Origin of the sequence: Rubinisphaera margarita (assembly GCF_022267515.1) — a bacterium.
Lineage (GTDB): Bacteria > Planctomycetota > Planctomycetia > Planctomycetales > Planctomycetaceae > Rubinisphaera > Rubinisphaera margarita.
The window spans coordinates 165,702-183,672 of the sequence record NZ_JAKFGB010000019.1; the positions used below are offsets into that span (position 1 = coordinate 165,702).

General features: G+C 59.7%; 10 protein-coding genes. 4 read left to right on the plus strand and 6 right to left on the minus strand.

Annotation, left to right across the window (positions count from 1 at the left end):
* The first annotated feature begins 268 nt into the window (after positions 1-268).
* Positions 269-1,300, plus strand: a complete 1,032-nt coding sequence (locus L1A08_RS18435; protein ID WP_238757997.1) for a DUF1559 domain-containing protein — start codon at positions 269-271, stop codon at positions 1,298-1,300.
* A gap of 96 nt (positions 1,301-1,396) precedes the next feature.
* Entirely contained in the window at positions 1,397-1,807 is a 411-nt protein-coding gene (locus L1A08_RS18440; protein WP_238757998.1) for a carboxypeptidase-like regulatory domain-containing protein, read from the plus strand.
* Positions 1,808-1,816: 9 nt separating this feature from the next.
* On the opposite strand, the gene L1A08_RS18445 is transcribed toward L1A08_RS18440, so the two are convergent.
* Positions 1,817-4,258, minus strand: a complete 2,442-nt coding sequence (locus L1A08_RS18445) for a DUF1549 domain-containing protein (RefSeq protein ID WP_238757999.1) — start codon at positions 4,256-4,258, stop codon at positions 1,817-1,819.
* 99 nt (positions 4,259-4,357) lie between these two features.
* Entirely contained in the window at positions 4,358-5,287 is a 930-nt protein-coding gene (locus tag L1A08_RS18450; RefSeq protein ID WP_315860605.1) for a thiamine-phosphate kinase, read from the minus strand.
* On the opposite strand from L1A08_RS18450, the gene L1A08_RS18455 reads away from it, so the two are divergent.
* Complete coding sequence (locus L1A08_RS18455) at positions 5,264-6,730, plus strand: efflux RND transporter periplasmic adaptor subunit (protein WP_238758001.1); 1,467 nt, start codon at positions 5,264-5,266, stop codon at positions 6,728-6,730. The genes L1A08_RS18450 and L1A08_RS18455 overlap by 24 nt on opposite strands.
* 60 nt (positions 6,731-6,790) lie before the next feature.
* Positions 6,791-10,288 carry an efflux RND transporter permease subunit gene (locus tag L1A08_RS18460; protein ID WP_238758002.1) on the plus strand — a complete coding sequence of 1,166 codons (3,498 nt, stop codon included), beginning with the start codon at positions 6,791-6,793 and terminating at the stop codon, positions 10,286-10,288.
* A 513-nt stretch (positions 10,289-10,801) separates the two neighbouring features.
* On the opposite strand, the gene L1A08_RS18465 is transcribed toward L1A08_RS18460, so the two are convergent.
* The 4 genes from L1A08_RS18465 to thrS all read right to left on the minus strand — a co-directional run bounded on the left by L1A08_RS18465 (position 10,802) and on the right by thrS (position 17,890).
* Positions 10,802-12,244, minus strand: coding sequence for a DUF1501 domain-containing protein (locus L1A08_RS18465; RefSeq protein WP_238758003.1), 1,443 nt, complete (start codon positions 12,242-12,244; stop codon positions 10,802-10,804).
* Positions 12,245-12,437: 193 nt separating this feature from the next.
* Positions 12,438-14,864, minus strand: coding sequence for a PSD1 and planctomycete cytochrome C domain-containing protein (locus tag L1A08_RS18470; protein WP_238758004.1), 2,427 nt, complete (start codon positions 14,862-14,864; stop codon positions 12,438-12,440).
* Positions 14,865-15,018: 154 nt separating this feature from the next.
* Positions 15,019-15,612 carry a hypothetical protein gene (locus L1A08_RS18475; RefSeq protein WP_238758005.1) on the minus strand — a complete coding sequence of 198 codons (594 nt, stop codon included), beginning with the start codon at positions 15,610-15,612 and terminating at the stop codon, positions 15,019-15,021.
* A gap of 88 nt (positions 15,613-15,700) precedes the next feature.
* Positions 15,701-17,890, minus strand: coding sequence for a threonine--tRNA ligase (gene thrS, locus L1A08_RS18480; protein WP_238758006.1), 2,190 nt, complete (start codon positions 17,888-17,890; stop codon positions 15,701-15,703).
* Positions 17,891-17,971: the final 81 nt, after the last annotated feature.

Genomic DNA, 17,971 nt, shown 5'->3' on the forward strand with positions numbered 1-17,971 from the left:
GACACAGTTGTGTTCGCGTGGCCATTATCATTTTGTACTACTTTGTAAACGAGTGTCGCGTGGACAGACTGGTGAAAACGCAATCCTTTGCGCTTGTCTACAAAAAAATACAGTTTCGGCGATTGCAGAACCGACCCTACATACACATACTTGCATCTCTTGATGAATAAATGCAGCGATTCCAGCTGCCATAGTTGCGCTTTGAGCGCGTTTTCTGCCGGCCATTCCGCCGACGACAGGTTTTTTCTCTTATCCTGAAGGTAACATCATGCTGACGTCTCTTCGAGCGCGACGCACCGCGTTCACACTCATCGAACTACTGGTCGTCATCGCGATCATTGCGATTCTGGTGGCATTGCTTCTGCCGGCCGTTCAGCAGGCTCGCGAAGCCGCTCGCCGCAGCAGCTGCAAGAACAATCTCAAGCAGATGGGATTGGCACTTCACAATTACCATGACACGCATTCCGTCTTTCCTCCCGGCTACGTCCTGCAGGACACCACGGGCGGCGGAACGCCTGATTACAACGGAGAAGGGTCCTCCTGGGGCTGGGGTGCCTTCATCCTTCCTTACATGGAACAGAGCGCTCTGTCGGATGCTCTGGGCATCGGCCCAAATCGGTTGACTCCATCACTGGCTGCGGGCTCGACCTCGCTGGCGTTGATGCAGGAAGGCATCTCCTCGTATCGTTGTCCCTCGGACACCGCTCCGGCGATCAACACTGCCCACCGTCTGCGTCGGGGGCCGGCTGATTTCGTCGATGTTGCCACTAGTAACTATGTCGGGAACAACACAAGTCACAAATGGCACTCCGGTGGCCGTCTGACCGGTTACTCGCGAAGCCAGAGTGGTGCCTGGGCACCGCCAGGAGCGAATCACGATCCGACCGGTATTTTCTGGCGGAACTCGAACATGAAGTTCCGGGATATCACCGACGGTACGAGCAACACGATCGCTCTGGGTGAACGCGCCTGGCAGCTGAACAATCCGGCTGGAACGACCTTCAACTGTAATGCGGGCGTCGCGTTTGGAACCGATCACCGAAACGAGCAGCTGACGATTCGTCAGAACCTGGCTTCAGGAGCTCATCCGATCAACTTTGCTCACGGCTGGTGTGCTTACGTCTTCAGCAGCCGGCATCAGGGTGGAGCTCAGTTTGTTCTCTGCGATGGTTCTGTCCGATTCATTTCCGAGAACATTGATCACACCTACACCGACGCCGGTACAGCGGGATCGTTCAACAATTCGACGTTCGAACAACTTCTGGCCCGCAACGACGGTCAGGTTGTTGGTGAATTCTAAATCAGACCCGAAACCGGTGTGGGAAGAGAGATTCTCTCCCTCACCGGTTGTCTGAGTTATGCTCATAAACTCACACGAAGAGAAAGCCTCTCGAGAATGAAAACGATGTTGCGCAGTCTCTGCGTTCTTTCCACAACACTCATGCTCTGCGGTTGCGGTGGAAGCAGTGACACGCCCGATCTGGGTCGTGTTTCCGGGACCGTTACCGTCGACGGCAAGCCCGCCGATGGTGTAACAGTGCTCTTCACCCCTGCCGATGGAGGCCGCTCTTCAACCGGCCAAACAGATTCCAGCGGTCATTACGAACTCGTCTACAGTTCGTCAGAAATGGGAGCCAAAGTTGGTTCTCACGCAGTCAGCATCAGCCCGGCCAGCGCGATGCCGAACGATGAAAGCGACGATCTGATGAACACCGGCGGATCAGAGATTCCGCAGGAATACCTCGAAGAGAAAAAGCAAGTTGAAGTTAAAGCGGGACCCAACGAGATTGATCTCACCTACCCGTAAGCAACTGATCTACCGGACGTAAACGAACTCCGGGGACAGGCATACGATCCACAACAGGTCCTGAATCGACTCCACGGTTGGTTCAGGGCCTGTTGCATTGAGGAGCAGTTCCCGTTCGGCTGCCGTCGGGTTGCGGGACAGGGCGAACTGATACACGTGCTCGATCAGCCGTTCCGGCTCGCCCTCGTATCGGCTCTGCAAGTCGCGGGCTCCCTGCTCCAGGGCCTGCATCAGCTGTTCGCCGTTGGCCAGATTGATCGCTTCGAGGGTCGTCAACTCCTGGGGACGCGACGTCACGATCTGATCCCGGTTCGGACGCCCCAGCGCGGTCATCAACGCATTGTTGTTGAGCAGAGACGCCCGGGCCTTCAACGGGTCTTCCCCCAGCCGGGCCGCGGCCAGAATGTTCTGCAACCGTTCCCGCGTCCGGTCGGTCCACACGGAAAGAGCCGGCACGACCACAGCCGGTTCGAACGTCCCGGGCAGACCGCCCATGCGTCCTTCCCGAGGCTGGTTCAGTTGCGGATTCCATTGCCAGCTCCCATCGCTGACAATCACCGTTTCCTGCCCCTCCGGTCCGAGCAGCCGGGCTTCGAAATACAGACCCGCCGCATTGGGAGTCGTTCCGGCATTGGTCGCCCGCACAACGATGTCGTTCCGCCCCGGCTTCAGGTTCGACTCGAACACGATCGCGGCCGGTTTCTCCCAGTTGTCGACGCGACTCACTTCGCGGCCATTCACGTAGATGATCGCCGAGTTGTCACACGTCACCGCGGCGACGGCCCGGTTCGGCACGGAGTCGAGCTGAAACGTCTTCCGCAGCATGATCGTTTCCCCAGCAGGCGGCACGCCTCCATTCTGAGCCGAGGCTCCCCAGATCCAGCTCCCCTGCAGGGCAATCTGTTCCCGCTCTTCCTCGGTAATTGCATTCCGAAGCACAGGGGCATCGACCTCGGCCGGCGGGGCATCGGTCAGCTGCCAGACGGCATCGAGAAACTGCTCGGCAGTCAACCGCCGCGCCCTCGGCCCGCGATAGACGTATTCGCCATCTTCGGTTGCCTGAATGACCTCGGTTTGAGACTGATACGCCTGCGAGGTCGTGATGTGCCGCAACAGCTGCTTGAGATCGTAATCGTGCTCGACCAGATAGTTGGCGAGATAATCGAGCAGATCGGCATGCCACGGCTCGGTCTGCATCGCATCGACCGGATGAACCAGCCCGCGTCCCATGAGTTGATGCCAGAGGCGATTGACGATCGTGCGTGTGAACCGCCCGTTGCGGGGGTCGGTCATCAGCTTCGAGAGTTGTTCGAGCCGCTGCTCGCGAGGCAGGGAGGCATCGAGCGAGCCGAGTTCCGGAAAGATCCACCCCGCCGTCGCCTGCTCGCCGGTCGGCTTGTCGCAGCGGTGGATTTCGAGCGGAGCCTCGGCGTAAATCGCGGCCAGGCTGTAGGCCTCTTTCAGCGTCCAGCGATCGATGAAGCTGTCGTGACACGAGGCACACTTCATGTTGATGCCCAGAAACGACTGGGAGATGCTCTGCGAGAACTGAATCTCCAGCGTCTGCCCGGCACTCACTTCGCCCCGCCATTTGATGCCATCAATGAACCCGCGACTCTCGCCCGTCTTCGGGGCAATCAGCTCGCGCACGAACTCATCGTACGGCCGGTTCTCGAGCAGTGCCGAGTAAAGCCAGGTGCTGATCTGCTTCCGCCCGCCGGTGATGAATCCGGTGCCGGTGTAGTCGTTCCGCAGCAGATCGTTCCAGAAGGTCATCCAGTGATCGGCGTAGTCGATCCGCCGTTCCAGTAGATGCTCAATCCAGCGGGTCCGCTTGTCAGGGTTTGAGTCAGCCAGAAATTCGTCCCGTTCCCCAGGTGTCGGAAGGAGGCCGATCAGGTCGAGCGTGCTCCGCCGGAGAAACGTTTCATCATCGATCGGCTCGGGAATCGGCAGCTCCCGTTCAAGCAGCCAGGCATCGATGAAGCGATCAATCGGATGCGTCCGTCCTGCGTGTGCTGCGGGAATTTCCGGATGCCGCGGCAGCAGCGGAGGCTCGTAGGTCGATTCGGCAAAGGTGAACCCCGGCTCCCATTTCAGCCCCTGATCGATCCATTTCCGGATCAGAGCCAGCGATGCGGCCGGAACCCGCGGGTGATCCGGCGGAGGCATCATCAGGTCCTCATCGTCGGAGAGCATTCGCAGGTAGAAGTCGCTGCTGTCGGGATCGCCGGGAATAGCCGCCGCGTTTTCGAGGAACAACGCCCGCGTATTCAGCGAGAAGCCCCCCTTCGCCTGACTGCCGCCGTGACATTCGACGCAATGCGTCTTCAGAATCGGCACGATCTGGTGCGGAAAATCGATCAACTCGTCCGCTGCCGCGGTCGCGAATCCTGAGAAAACCGTCAGCGCGAGTCCGGCTGAGAACAAAAGGGCGTTTTTCGTAGCCATCGGAACGAACCTGTCCGCGAAAAAGTCGTCTGACTGACCGATCGCATCGAGCGATTCGGCGAAGCGTGCCACTGGCTCGGCCAGTGCAGAACCGGCCCGTCAGTTCTGGCCGGACGCATCGAATCCATGCACGAATCCTGATGCGATGCACTCTGTTCTTTTACCGGCAGCATCGAGGAGGACACAACCCTGCCCCGGAATTATCCGTCCGATCGGGAAGATCGTCACCGGGGCCTCCGGAATTTTCCGGAGTCGCTCCACATCATCTGGGGGGAGCGTGAAGAGGAGCTCAAAGTCTTCGCCGTCACTGAGGGCCCGTTCGAGCGGCGTCCTGTCGCTTTCTCCGACCTGGGCAGCCGGGGCGATCGGAATCAGCTCGGCATCAAGCTCGGCTCCAACGCCGCTGGCTCTCAGGATATGTCCCAAGTCCGACGAGATGCCGTCACTGAGGTCGATCAGCGCATGCAGATCGGCATTTTCCCGGAGCCAGATCGCTTCTTGTACGCGGGGGGTGAAGCGAAACTGTTTCTCGGCGAAGCTGCCGCCGAGCGGGCCGGTGACACAGATCGCATCACCCGGCTGGGCTCCGTCGCGTCGGACCGCTTTCCCTTTCGGGACCTGTCCATACAATGTGACGTTGATCGCCAGCCCGCCAGACCAGGTGTTGGTGTCTCCCCCCGCGATGGCAATCTGGAACTCGCGGGCGGAGTCGGCCAGGGCCTGCAGGAGTTCTTCGGCCTGCTGGCGACTCCAGGACCGTGGAAAGACGATGCTGATAAACGCGGCGACCGGGATGGCGGCCATCGCGGCGATGTCCGAGACGTTGACGGCGAGCGCTTTGCGGGCGATGTCCGCAGCCGGGTTGATGCCGGTGCGAAAGTGAACTCCGTCGAGGAGAAGATCTGTCGTCACGACCGACTCGGTGCCGTCGGTTTGAGGAAGAAGGGCGCAATCATCGCCAATTCCAAGATTGACTCTGGCATCTGGTTTCAGCCATGATTTCAATTGATCGATCAGTTCAAATTCCACAAGTTCTCCACTGCTCTCCCCGGACGCCGCGATCTTGTCGCCGGCTCGTCGTTGCCGACCTCACCGCTTCGTCTCAGTCTCTGTAAGTTTGAATCTGCCATGCCCGACTGCGTTCAATTTTCCCGGCCGCTGCTGCTCGCTGCAAGCCTCGTTCTTCTGACAACGGAACTCGCCTCCGCGCAAGGCCCGGGACAGCGGCCTCCCTCGCCCGTCGTCGTGGCCGAAGTCGTCAAGCGGCCCGTTATCACCGGGCAGACCTTCATCGGCACGGTTACCCCGGTCAAGACAGCTTCGGTCGGCAGCGCGGTCGATGGTCGCATCGCCGATTTTCCGGTCAACGAAGGGGACTTCGTCGAGAAGGGACAGCCGCTGGCTCAGTTGCTGACCGCGACGATTACCCTCGAACACGAAGCAGCCGTGCATGAGCTGAACCTGCGGGAAGAAGAACTCAAGGAGCTTGAAAACGGGTCTCGTCCGGAAGAAGTCCGGCGGGCACAGGCGGCGATGGCAGCTGCCAAGGCGTCGCGGGAATATCATCAGAAGAAACGCGACCGAGCCGACGAACTGTATGCCCGCAACGCAATCAACAACGACGAACTCCAGCTCGTGGTCGCCGAACAGATTCAGGCCGAACAGGAATATCTGCAGGCTGTCGAGAATTACGAACTGATCGCAGCCGGCCCGCGACAGGAACAGATCGCTCAGGCCCGGGCTCAGGTCGCCATTCGTCGGGCGATCGCGAATCGACTGGCCGATCAGATTGAAAAGCACACCATCCGGGCTCCGTTCGATGGCTTCATCTCCGCCGAACACACGGAACTCGGCCAGTGGGTCAACCGGGGTGAACTTGTTGCCGATGTCCTCGCGCTCGGCGAGGTCGATGTCGAAAGCTACGTGCCTGAGCAGTACATCACCTACATCCACAAAGGGCAGACCGTCAGCGTCGAAATCCCTGCCCTGCCCGATCAGCTCTTCACCGGCACGGTGGAAGTGATCATTCCCCAGGCCGACACCCGCTCCCGCACTTTCCCGGTGAAGATCCGCGTGACCAATCACATTGAAGACAACGAGCCGTTGATCAAATCGGGCATGATGGCCCGCGTTTATCTGCCCACGGGCAAACGTCAGGAAACGCTGCTCGTGCCGAAGGACGCCGTGGTTCTGGGCGGCCCGCAGAAAATCGTCTACGCCATCACCCCCGGTGAGAAAGAGAAGCCGGCCAGTGTGCGTCCGGTGCCGGTGCAGACCGGTATTGCCGATGGGGCGCTGCTGCAGGTCACCGGCGAACTCAACCCGGGCGATCAGGTGGTCGTGCGAGGCAACGAACGTCTCCGTCCCGGCCAGCCGGTCGCCGTGGGAGAAGTTCTGCCGACCCCGCCGTCTTCGACGGACGGCTCGACGCCCGAGGCTTCGAAGGCCGAGGAACCGAACGCCGGTCAGTAGACGCAACAGATCCCCACGACTTACGAACGACACCAATTCTTTACGGACTAAGCAGACACCATGGCGCTGATTGAAGCTTTTATCCGCAACCCGATCAAAGTGATCGTGGGTGTTCTGCTGACGGCTCTGTTCGGCTTCGTCGCCCTCTCCCGGATGCCGATGCAGCTGACCCCGGAAGTGAATCGTCCCACAATCACCGTAGAAACGAGCTGGCCGGGAGCCAGTCCGCAGGAGATCGAACGGGAAATCGTCGTCGAGCAGGAAGAGTACCTCAAGAGCGTCGAAGGCATCGTCCGGCTGCTCTCTGAAAGTACCGACTCGAAAGGAACGATCACGCTCGAGTTCCAGGTCGGCACGAACATGGACGAAGCTCTGCTCAAGGTCAACTCGCGTCTGCAGCAGGTCCCCGACTATCCCGAAGACGCCGACCAGCCGGTCATCAGCACGTCGAACTCGTCCGACAGCCCGATCGCCTGGTTCATTTTCAGCGTCCGTCAGCCAGCCGATGAAGATCTCGTCGCGTTCCAGCAGAAGCATCCGGAACTGAGCGAAGGGATCCAGCGGGTTCGCGATTCCCACAACGTCGGCCTGGCCATGCTGCGGCTGCGTCAGCTGGCCGAGCAGCATCCGGAAGTCAACGAGCTTCTCCCGCCCGAAGATCTCGACGTCACGAAGCTGCGCCGGTTCGCCGAAGACGAAATCGAAGCCCGCTTCGAGCGTGTGCCCGGTGTCTCCCAGTCGAACGTGATCGGCGGTCTCGAAGAAGAGCTGCAGGTTATTGTCGATCCGGAGAAGCTGGCTTCAAGAAGCCTGACCATCCTCGATATCCGCCGGGTCCTCCGCGGCCAGAACGCCGACATCTCGGCTGGGGATTTCTGGGAAGGCAAACGTCGCTATGTCGTGCGGACGCTCAGTCAGTTCCGCAGCGTGGAAGACGTCGAGAAGCAGCTGCTGGCCGTGCGGGATGGGGCTCCGGTTTACGTTCGCGATGTGGCCGAGGTGCAGCTCGGTTACAAGAAGCCGGATGGACTGGTCCGTCGTTTCGGCGAATCGAGTATCGCCATCAACTGTATTCGCGAAACGGGCGCCAACGTGCTCGACATCATGGACGGCCTGCGGGAAGTGCGAGCCGATCTCGATGAGAACCTGCTCAAACCACGCGGTCTGCAGCTGATTCAGGTGTACGATGAAACCGAGTACATCTACTCCTCCATGAATCTCGTCCAGCAGAACATTTTCGTCGGGGGAGCCCTGACGATGGTGGTGCTGATGCTGTTCCTGCATCTCAACCGCCGCACCCTGATGATGGCTCCCTTCATCCTCGTGAGTGCTCTGGCCGCCGCTTACCTCGATCCGTGGTTCTTTGCGATCACGATGTCGCTGATTCTTCTAGCCGGCTTCTGGTACGCCCGGGGAGCCCTGATCGTCGGACTGGCGATTCCGACCAGTATCATCGGCACCTTCCTCGTACTCGGCTCGCTGGGACGTTCGCTGAACGTGATCAGCCTGGCCGGTCTGGCGTTTGCCGTGGGAATGCTGGTCGATAATGCCGTGGTGGTGCTGGAGAACATTTTTCGGCACGCCCAGATGGGAAAGAGCCGCTTCGAAGCCGCCAAGATCGGCACCTACGAAGTGTGGGGAGCCGTGGTCGCTTCCACGCTGACAACCATTGCCGTGTTCCTGCCGGTTGTCTTCGTGCAGGAAGAAGCCGGACAGCTGTTCCGCGATATCGCGCTGGCAATCAGTTCGGCTGTGGGGCTGTCTCTCATTGTTTCGGTGACGTTGATTTCGACCTCCGCCGCCCGCCTGCTCAAGCAGCAGGAAGAAGGCGACAAGAACGCCGCTCTGCTGGAAGAGCCGGAAAAGACGACCGGCGTGGTTGGACTCATCAATCGCGGCGGAAACCTCTTCACGCAAGTGATCGTCGGCTTCAACCGCTGGCTGCTGAGCAGCAAGCTCCTGCGACTGGCCATGATTCTGCTCATCGTCGGAGCTTCGGTCTTCGGCAGCTGGCTGCTCTGGCCAAAGGTCGATTATCTCCCGAACGGAAATCGCAACCTCGTCTTCGGCATCCTGCTTCCTCCGCCCGGCTACAACCACGAAGAACTGATGCGGATGGGCAAGACCGTCGAGACGGCCCTGCGACCTTACTGGGACGTCGATCCCGACAGCCCGGAAGCCGAGCTGCTCCCCTTCCCCGCCATTGGTGACTTCTTCTTCGTGGCCCGGGGCCGCATGGTCTTCATGGGAATCCGTGCCCACGATCCGTTGCGAGCAGCCGAGTTGATCCCGCTGATTCAGAAAACCGGAATGGGAATTCCCGGCACCTTTGCCGTGGCGAAGCAGTCGAGCCTGTTCGAACAGGGGCTGACCGCCGGCCGGACAATTGAAGTCGATATCATTGGCCCCGATCTGGAGAAACTGATTCCCTTTGGCGGACAGGTTCTGGGGCAGACCATGGAATTGATTCCATCCGTTCAGGCCCGGCCGATTCCCAGCCTCGATTTGTCCAGCCCGGAGATTCATCTGAACCCACGGCTGATGCAGGCCGCGGAACTGGGGCTGACCAGTGAAGATATCGGCTACACCACGAATGCTCTGATAGATGGCGCCTACGCGGGCGACTACTTCCTGGGCGGCGACAAGATCGACCTGACCATCATCGGCGAGGAGCGGAATATTCAGGCGACCCAGGATGTTGCTGCTCTCCCGGTCGCGACTCCCACCGGCGAGCTCGTGCCCCTGTCGACCGTGGCCGATGTCGTGATGAGTAGCGGGCCGGAACAGGTCAACCACCGGGAACGTCAACGGGCGATTACGATCGAAGTCTCTCCGCCGCCCGAGATGGCCCTCGAAGACGCGATGAACATCATCGAAACCAAGATCGTGCAGCCGATGTACGACTCCGGACAACTGGGCGACGGTTATCGCATCAACCTGAGTGGAACGGCCGACCGATTGCGGGAAACGTGGATTTCGCTGCGGTTCAATGTGGCGCTCGCCCTGCTCATCACCTACCTGTTGATGGCCGCTCTGTTCGAGTCGTGGCTCTATCCGTTCGTGATTATTCTTGCCGTTCCGCTGGGAGCGGTCGGTGGAATTCTCGGCTTGAACCTGCTGAATCTGTTTGTCTTCCAGGCCCTCGATGTCCTGACGATGCTCGGCTTCGTCATCCTGATCGGAACGGTGGTCAATAACCCCATTCTGATTGTGCACCAGGCGCTGGAGTTGATCCGTACGGAGAACATGAGCCCGGCTGCCGCGATTCTCGAATCGGTCCGCACCCGTGTCCGTCCGATCTTCATGACCACGACAACGACGGTCCTCGGCCTGTTGCCACTGGTCCTCTTCCCGGGAGCAGGCAGCGAACTTTATCGCGGACTGGGCAGCGTCGTTCTCGGCGGCCTGATCGTCTCGACCTTCGTCACGCTGATCCTCGTGCCAATGCTCTTCAGCCTCACCCTCGAAGCCCGCCAGGCTCTCGTCGGCTTCCTCTACGGAAAGAAGACGCCACCCCCCAGCCGCGAACCAGAACGCGAACTCGTCGAGATGACGTAGAGCAAGAACAAGCGGGTGGCCCCGACCGGAACACGATCGGGTGACGAAGTCACAAGAGGACACATCATGTGTGTTCTCTTCAGCGGACCGGGTGGCGTGTCGAGCAGGTCCTGATGATGGGGCGGATCTCACGGTAACGAGAGTTCTACAGGGTAGCCCCGGTTGCTCCGCTACCGGGGCCGACGCAGTCGGCAAGAGGTTTCAAAGCTCATTGCGTACTGGGCGCGGGTGATAGACCTCTTGTGGCTCCGCCACCCCGGTTGAATCAACGGGGGCTACCCTCAAAGTCATTCGTTCAAAACTCTCCGAGCTGTCGATCCCCATTCCTCGTCACCCAAAGGGTGGCCCGACCGGAACACGGTCGGGTGACGAAGTCACAAGAGGACGCATCCATGTGTGTTCTCTTCAGCGGACCGGGCGGCCTGTGGAGCAAGCCTTGATGTTGGCGCAGCTTCTTGTCGCTGCGCGACCCGGCCGAAATCGGCCGGGCCACCCTGTCACTCTCAGGGTCGATTAAGCGATGATCTCGTGGATCGGTTCGACATGCTCGACACCGACGAGCTTCTGATCGAGCCCGCTGAAGAAGTAGCTGAGCCGGTTGGGATCGAGCCCCATCTGATGCAGAATCGTCGCGTGCAGGTTCTTCACGTGCAGCTCATTCTCCACCGCCCGGGCGCCGAGTTCGTCGGTCTTGCCGTAGGAGATGCCTCCCTTGATGCCGCCGCCGGCCATCCACATGGTAAAGCCGTATGCGTTGTGGTCGCGGCCAGATCCGTTGGCGTACTCGGCGGTCGGCTGCCGCCCGAATTCACCGCCCCAGACGACGAGCGTGGAGTCGAGAAGTCCACGCTGCTTGAGGTCTTTCAGCAGGCCGGCGATTGGCAGATCCGTTTCCCCGGCGTGCAGGTTGTGATTCTTTTCGAGATCGCCATGGGCATCCCAGTTGGCGTCGTTGTGATTTCCACCGGAGTAGACCTGAATGAATCGCACGCCCCGTTCGACCAGCCGGCGGGCCAGCAGGCACTTGCTGCCGAAGTCTTTCGTTTCCGCGCGATCCATGCCGTACATCTGCTGCGTCGATTCCGATTCCTGAGCAAAGTCGACCGCTTCGGGAGCATGGATCTGCATGTTGTAAGCCAGCTCGTAGGACGCGATCCGGGCCGACAGCTCCGACTGATTCGGACGAGCCGCCAGATGCCGGCTGTTGGTCTCGTTGAGCGCATCCAGAATCTCGCGCTGCACCGGTTCAGGCATGCCATCCGGTCGATTCAAATCGAGAATGGGCGGCCCCTGCGAGTTGAGCACAGTGCCCTGATAGCTGGCCGGCATGAATCCGCTGGTCCAGTTCTTGGCTCCACTGATCGGCCCTCCCGTCGGGTCGAGCATGACGACATAACCAGGCAGATTCTTGTTGCTGGTCCCGAGCCCGTAGTTCAGCCAGGAGCCGAGTGTCGGACTGCCGCTGAGAATCTTTCCGGAGTTCATCATCAGCATGGCCGAACCGTGAATTGGCGAATCGGCTGTGAGTGAATGCAGAAACGCGATGTCGTCGACATGCTGGGCAACGTTTGGGAACAGATCGCTGACCCACTTGCCGCACTCGCCGTACTGGTTGAACTTCCAGCGCGGCTCGACAATCCGGCCTTCGTTCTTATGGCCACCGCGGCCGAACGTCTTCACGGCGACGGTCTTGCCATCCATCCCGTTCATCGATGGCTTGTAGTCGAACGTGTCGATGTGACTCGGACCGCCATACATGAAGAGGAAGATGACGTTCTTCGCCTTCGGCGTGTGATGCGGGCCCTGGTTCGGAACGTTCTCGGCAGCATTGGCCGACTTGCCGAAGAAGCCGTCTTCCCCGAGCAGCGACGCCAGCGCGACCGAGCCAAAACCGGCTCCCGCTTCCCACACAAACTCGCGGCGGGTTCGTCCACAGAAATTTCGAGAATTCGACATCATCTTTCCTCGGTTCATTCGTCTCGGGTGCCATGCCCACCCCTGCGTGGGCGTGCAACGCTGTTTGGTTCTCACTCTCGCAACTCGCGGGGGGACAGCCTACATTTCTTCGAACTGTTGATGACTTCGTCAGCTCCGTTCATGTCGCCTTCAGCATGCCCACGCGAGCGTGGGCATGGCACCCCGTTATCGGTTAATCGACGAACAGAAACTCGTTGAGGTTCAACGCATACAGGCAGAAGTATTTCAAGGCGTCCTCTTCAGAGAGGCCGTGTTCGGTTTTCAGTTCTTCGATCAGCTGCAGTCCTTCCGCGATATCCTGTTGCTCCGGCTCGCGCGTCGTGACCAGTTGCAGTCCGCGTGAGACCTGAGCAGAGACATCCTTCCCCGCTTCCTTTCGGAGTCGAGCGGCAAAGTCGTCCGCCAGTTCGTTAAGGAATTCTCCGTTGATCATCGCCAGAGCCTGAGCCGGCTGGATGGTAATAAACCGGGCTTCGCAGGTGACGTCGGTATCGGGGAAATCGAAGCTCGCCAGTTCCGGCGGAATGAGCGACCGTTTGATGAAGATGTAGATGCTCCGCCGGTTTTGTTCGTCTTCAGAAGACTTGCCCCAGCCGTAGCCTGGCTTCGACTGCGTCGAGAGGACTTCCTGCGAGAGTTCCGGATAGAAACTCGGGCCGTGCATCTTGAGATTGAGACCGCCGGTCACGGCGAGCGCCGAATCGCGGATCTCTTCGGCACTGAGACGACGAAGATCGAACCGCCAGAACAGATCGTTGTTCGGATCGGCCTGCCAGCTCGCTTCGACATGCTCGGACGACCGCCGATAGGCATCGGAGGTGACGATCAGTCGATGCAGCGGTTTCATTTTCCAGCCGCCCTCCATGAAGGTCTGGGCCAGCCAGTTCAGGAGCTCGGGATGCGTCGGAGGAGTCCCGAGCAGTCCGAAGTTGTTCGGCGTCCGCACGATGCCGCGGCCGAAGTGATGCTGCCAGATGCGATTGGCCATCACGCGGGCCGTCAGCATGTTGTCTTCATCGGTCATCCATTCCGCCAGAGCGCGTCGCTTCCCGCTGGAGCCGGACGGCGAACTGACACTGAAGGCTTCAGGAGCCCCGTCGCCGAACAGGTCCGGGAACGCCGGCTGAACGACATCGCCCGGCACGTGCGGATTTCCCCGCAGCATAATGCGGGTCGGCTCGACGTCTTTGCGAACCTGAGCGATCGACATCACCGTCTCACGGGGCGGCAACTGTTTCTGCTCCTCGATCAACTCTTTCTCACGAGCCTTCAACTCCTGATATTCGGCCCATCGTGAGCTGTCGAGGTGCTGTTCCAACTTCTTTGCGAGGACGTTCTGCCGACGGTTCCCCTCGGTCGCCCGCTGATCTTCGGCCGACATCTTCACGATGCCTTCCTGTTCGATCGTATGCATCTTGTCCCGCAACTCGCGCAGCTGCCGCTCGTTCTCCGCGTACTTCGCACGCAACGCAGCGGTCGAAACGTCGACCTGGCTGTATTCGTCGGGATTTCGGCGGGTGCCGTAAGGTGTCAGCTCGTCGAGAAAAGCGAGCATGCTGTAATAGTCGGCCTGAGAAATCGGATCGATCTTGTGATCATGACAGCGGGCACAGTTCACCGTCAGCCCGAGCATTCCCTGGCTGATAGTCGTGATGATGCTGTCGAGTTCGTCATACCGGGCCAGCAGCGGATCGGCCGGTTCGTCATCCCAGATGCCGAGACGATAGAAGCCGGCGGCGATCAGCGTCTCGCGCGTCACTTCGTCCAGCTCGTCGCCGGCCAACTGTTCGCGCAAGAATTGATCGTAGGGCTTGTCGCTGTTGAATGCGTCGATGACATAATCGCGGTACTTCCAGGCGTTCGGCTTGGCATTGTCGCGTTCAAAGCTGTTGGTCTCCGCATAACGGACGACATCGAGCCAGTGCCGAGCCCAGCGTTCGCCATACTGCGGGGAAGCCAGCAGCTCGTCGACCCGTTTCTCGTAGGCATCGGGAGCTGGATCGTTCACGAAGGCGTCCACGTCCTCCGGTGTCGGCGGCAGGCCGGTGAGATCGTAATAGAGGCGGCGGATCAGCGTCGCGCGATCGGCCGGAGGAGCCGGCTCAATGCTGGCGTCATTCAGTTTGGCATTAATGAATGCATCGATCGGATGGTCGCTCTTTGATGGCGGCGACACTTTGGCGAGCGGCTGAAAGGCCCAGTGCTGATTGTACTCGGCTCCCTGTTCGATCCACGTGCGGAGGATCCGAACTTCGTCCTCGGTCAGTGGCTCCTGCTCCGGGGGCGGCATCCGCAGGTCAGGATCGGTTTCCGTCACCCGGTAGATGATTTCACTGTTCTCAGCATCCCCCGGAATGATCGGCCGGACGCCTGATTCCGTTTCCGAAGTCGCCGATTCGTAGTCGTGTAGCGCCAGATCGGCTTCCTGAACGGTCGGACCGTGGCAGGCGTAGCAGCGACGGGCGAGCACGGGGCGGACATCGTTCGCGAAGTCGACCGCGCGTTCTTCGGCTGCCTGGACCTCAACCACCATGACCAGCATGAGGACGACAGGCAGCAGAGAGAAGGATGCGCGCAGGTCAGGTCGGCAGAAAGCCATCAGTTATCTGCTCCTGAGAGATTCGAGGAGGGATGAGCGGGGCGGACACGATTCGAGAGTCGCTCAACAAATCGGCAATGTTCGATTTAAGATCTTACGGCAGAAACGGCCCTGAAATCAATGAGATCTCGCCAACTCCTCTTGAGATCTGTTGTCAGGAAGCCGTCGCCACGGTCGTCGATCTGCGGGACCAGCGGCCGCAGGTGACAATTCCGCCAATGAGCCCGCCCAGAAGCGCTATGAATTCTCGGATCAACGCAATGAAGGAATTTTCATGGGGGGCAATCGGAATCTGATCCTCGGTGAGGCCAACCCGCGGGAGGTCTTCCGGACCGACGAAACCGAACCGGACCTTCTGGCCCTCCTCGTTGAATCCGACAAAGCGAATGCGGTCGCTATCCCGAGTTTTGTAGTAGAAGACGCCCTCACTTCGTCCCGAGTCGACAGGCATGAAGACTCCTTCGTAGAAGTCTTCAGCCAGACCATTCACATAGCCCCCAGTGGAGCCTGTGAAGTAGATCGGTACTGCGGTCAGCAGGTGGAAGCCAAAGTTCACCACGAAGAAGCCGAGCCAGAAAGAATGGCGCCAGTTCGAATTCCCCAGCACGCAGGCCAGCGCAATCAGCAGCAGAAGGAGCTGCGAAACGGCGACGATCCCCGCGACATCCTCGGAGGCGATCCCGAGCAGCACATACCCCCCAACGACCACCAGAACGGCGGCTACGACAGCAAGCAGCTTCGGGATCATTCCTCGGCCCTTTCAAGAGCGAACGCGGTCCTCGACCTTCATTCACCCTAAACGGGTTGAGGAATGATTCAATGCGGATCCGAGCCGATCAGTACTCGTTGTCCTCGTCAGCCGAGGCTTCCATCGCCTGGAAGGTGCTCTTGAACTGCTGGCGGATCGTCTTCTCGCGGACTTCCTGCTGGAACTTCGCGATCGCCTCATCGAGCGGGAGCATGCCGATGTCTTTCGACTCGATTCGGTCTCGAATCGACACGGATCGCTGTTCCTGCTCCTTCGGGCCGACGACCAGCATATACGGTATCAATTCCAGCTGAGCATCGCGAATCTTTGCGTTGACTTTGGCGGAGCGAAGATCAGCCGAGACGCGGAAGCCAGCTTTCTTCAGTTCGGCGACCACTTCCTGAGCGTAATCCGAAGTCTTGTCGGTCACCGGAAGCACGCGAATCTGTTCCGGGGCCAGCCAGAGTGGAAACGCTCCGGCGAAATGCTCGATCAGCATGCCGACGAATCGCTCGAGTGATCCGAACGGAGCGCGGTGAATCATCACCGGGCGATGCGGCTTGTTGTCGGCTCCGGTGTATTCGAGTTCGAAGCGTTCCGGCAGGTTGTAGTCGAGCTGAACGGTTCCCAGCTGCCATTCGCGGCCGATCGCGTCACGAACCATGAAGTCGGCCTTCGGTCCGTAGAACGCGGCTTCTCCTTCGCAGGCTTCGAACCGCAGCCCCGATTCCAGGAGCACATTACGGAGACTCGCTTCAGCCTGCTGCCAGTTCTCTTCCGAGCCGACGTACTTGTCGCTCTTCGGATCCCGCAGCGACAGCTGCACGCGGTAATCATCGAGGCCGACACTCTTCAGCACGAACTGGACGAGCTGCAGGGTATTGCGGAATTCGTCTTCGACCTGCTCGGCAGTGCAGAACAGATGGGCGTCGTCCTGAGTGAGACCACGAACGCGGAGCATCCCGTTCAGCTCGCCGGTCTGCTCGTGGCGATAGACGGTGCCGAACTCGGCCAGACGCACGGGGAGATCACGATAGCTGCGTGGCTGCGACTTGTAGATCTCGCAGTGATGCGGACAGTTCATCGGCTTGAGCAGATACCGCTCCTGAGCCTTCTCCCACTTCCGCAGGGCGGCGATCTTCTCATCTTTCGTGGAGGCCCGTTTGTAGTCCTGCTGCTCGTAGCCCATGATCTCGGCCGCCTGCAGCAGAGCCGCTTCGCTCTCCGGCGAGAGTTCATCGTCCTGCAGCTTACGAATGCAGAAATCGATAATCCGGCCGGCGTCGTGACCGAAGATCGGAGCAAACTGCGAATCGCGATAATAGGGGAAGTGGCCGCTGGTTTCGTAGAGTTCGACACGTCCGATGTGCGGCGAGTAAACCGGATCGTAACCGCGGTCGATCAGTTCCTTCTTGATGAACTCTTCAAGAAGCGCGCGAATGGTCGCCCCTTTCGGCAGCCACAGGCAGAGCCCCTGTCCCACTTTGGGATCGATGTGGAACAGCCCGAGCTTCTTGCCGAGTACGCGGTGATCGCGTCGCTTGGCCTCCTCGACCTGTTCCAGATAGTTGTCCTGATCCTGCTTGCTGAACCAGGCGGTTCCGTACAGCCGCTGCAGGGATTTGTTGTCCTTATCGCCCTTCCAGAAAGAACCGGCGATCGACAGCAGCTTGAAGGCCTTGATCTTGCCGGCTCGTGGAATGTGCGGGCCGCGACAGAGATCGACGAATTCGCCCTGGCGATAAAAGCTGAGCGAACCGTGATCGGCCAGGCCGGTCTTCACGTGCTCGACTTTCAGCTCCTGATTCATCTCTTCGCAAAGCTGGACGGCTTCTTCGGGGGAGAGTTCGAATCGCTCGAAGGACTCCCCTTCCTTGATGATCTGCTGCATCTCGGCTTCGATGCGAGGAAAGTCTTCTTCGCTAATTCGCTGCTCGACGTCGAAGTCGTAGTAGTACCCGTGGCCGGTGGTCGGGCCGAAAGCGAGACCAGTGCCCGGGAAGAGACGCATCACCGCTCGCGCCATGATGTGAGCACAGGAATGCCGCAGCACGCCGAGCGATTCCGGATCGCGAGTCGTCAGCAGACGGAACGAAATCTGATCGGGATCTTTGACGAGTTCGGCGATCGGCCGGGCGGCGTCGACAATCGTTCCATTGATCTCGGCTGCGATCACATCATTGGCCAGCCGCTCAGAAATTCCGCGGGCGATGTCCAGTGATGTGGTCTGATCGCTGTGCTCCTGAGTAGTCCCATCCGGAAGAGTGATCTTGATCATTGCTTTTCGAATCATGCTGAAAAAATGAAGAGTCGCGGGCGGAGGGCGGCTCTTCACCAGGGGGCTGAAAACAGTTCGCGG

Excerpts from the sequence above, each read along its gene's own strand:
- L1A08_RS18465 (WP_238758003.1), bottom strand. The coding sequence starts at position 12,244 with ATGTCGAATTCTCGAAATTTCTGTGGACGAACCCGCCGCGAGTTTGTG.
- L1A08_RS18445 (WP_238757999.1), bottom strand. The coding sequence starts at position 4,258 with ATGGCTACGAAAAACGCCCTTTTGTTCTCAGCCGGACTCGCGCTGACG.
- L1A08_RS18440 (WP_238757998.1), top strand. The coding sequence starts at position 1,397 with ATGAAAACGATGTTGCGCAGTCTCTGCGTTCTTTCCACAACACTCATG.
- L1A08_RS18470 (WP_238758004.1), bottom strand. The coding sequence starts at position 14,864 with ATGGCTTTCTGCCGACCTGACCTGCGCGCATCCTTCTCTCTGCTGCCT.
- L1A08_RS18435 (WP_238757997.1), top strand. The coding sequence starts at position 269 with ATGCTGACGTCTCTTCGAGCGCGACGCACCGCGTTCACACTCATCGAA.
- L1A08_RS18460 (WP_238758002.1), top strand. The coding sequence starts at position 6,791 with ATGGCGCTGATTGAAGCTTTTATCCGCAACCCGATCAAAGTGATCGTG.
- L1A08_RS18475 (WP_238758005.1), bottom strand. The coding sequence starts at position 15,612 with ATGATCCCGAAGCTGCTTGCTGTCGTAGCCGCCGTTCTGGTGGTCGTT.
- thrS (WP_238758006.1), bottom strand. The coding sequence starts at position 17,890 with ATGATCAAGATCACTCTTCCGGATGGGACTACTCAGGAGCACAGCGAT.